Origin of the sequence: Herbaspirillum sp. B65 (genome assembly GCF_000333555.1) — a bacterium.
In the GTDB taxonomy this organism is placed as follows: Bacteria; Pseudomonadota; Gammaproteobacteria; order Burkholderiales; family Burkholderiaceae_D; genus Herbaspirillum; species Herbaspirillum rubrisubalbicans.
Map to the genome: position 1 here is coordinate 1 of NZ_BADI01000705.1, position 911 is coordinate 911.

The window sequence follows — 911 nt, forward strand, 5'->3', positions numbered from 1 at the left end:
CGGGGTTTCGAAGGCATTGCCGCAGATCACGCAATCCAGCACCGAGTGCGCCTGGCCGGGCGTGTAGGGGCGATAGCTCTGCTCGGACAGGGTGTCGCGCCGTGCGATGTAGTAGCGACTGCCGGTGGCCACGGCAATCAGGGGCGCGCTCACCAGTGCCGTGCCCAGCGCGATGAAGGGCGCCAATGCCGCCACCGTCTTGCCCAGTACGCCCGACATGGCCAATGTGGAGAGCAGGGTGGCGATGGTCATCGAGCCCACGCCCACCGGGTTGACGTCATACAGGTGGGCGCGCTTGAATTCGATGTGGGCAGGGCTTAAGCGCAGCGGCTTGTTGATGACCAGGTCGGCCACTACCGCACCGATCCACGAGATCGCCACCAGGCTATAGAGCGCCAGCACGTGCTCCAGTGCATTGAACACCCCCAGTTCCATCAGCAGCACGGCGATCAGCACATTGAACACTAGCCACACCACCCGCCCCGGATGGCTGTGCGTGAGACGCGCAAAGAAATTGGACCAGGCCAGCGAGCCGGCATAGGCATTGGTGACATTGATCTTGATCTGCGACACCACCACGAACAGCACCACCGCACCCAGCGCCAGGGCCGGGTTGCCGAACACGTACTGGTAACCGATCAGGTACATCTGGGTCGGTTCCACCGCGCGTGCCATCGGCACTTCATGCTGGATGGCGAGGAAGGCCAGCAAGGTGCCGCCCAGCATCTTGGCGCCACCCAGCAGAATCCAGCCGGGACCGGCCAACAGCAGCGCCCCCCACCAGCGGCCGCGATTGGCGCTGGTCTTCTGCGGCAAAAAGCGCAGGAAGTCGACCTGTTCACCGACCTGTGCAATGAGCGAAAAGGCCACGGTGCCCGCCGCACCGAACAGGGTCAGGTTAAAGAACTGCC

At 63.8% G+C, this 911-nt stretch carries 1 protein-coding gene; it reads right to left on the reverse strand.

The genetic code is table 11. The annotated features are described in order from the left end of the window. Nucleotides 1-911: purine-cytosine permease family protein (locus I5W_RS16680; RefSeq protein ID WP_044530061.1), on the reverse strand; the 911-nt coding region annotated here is incomplete at both ends.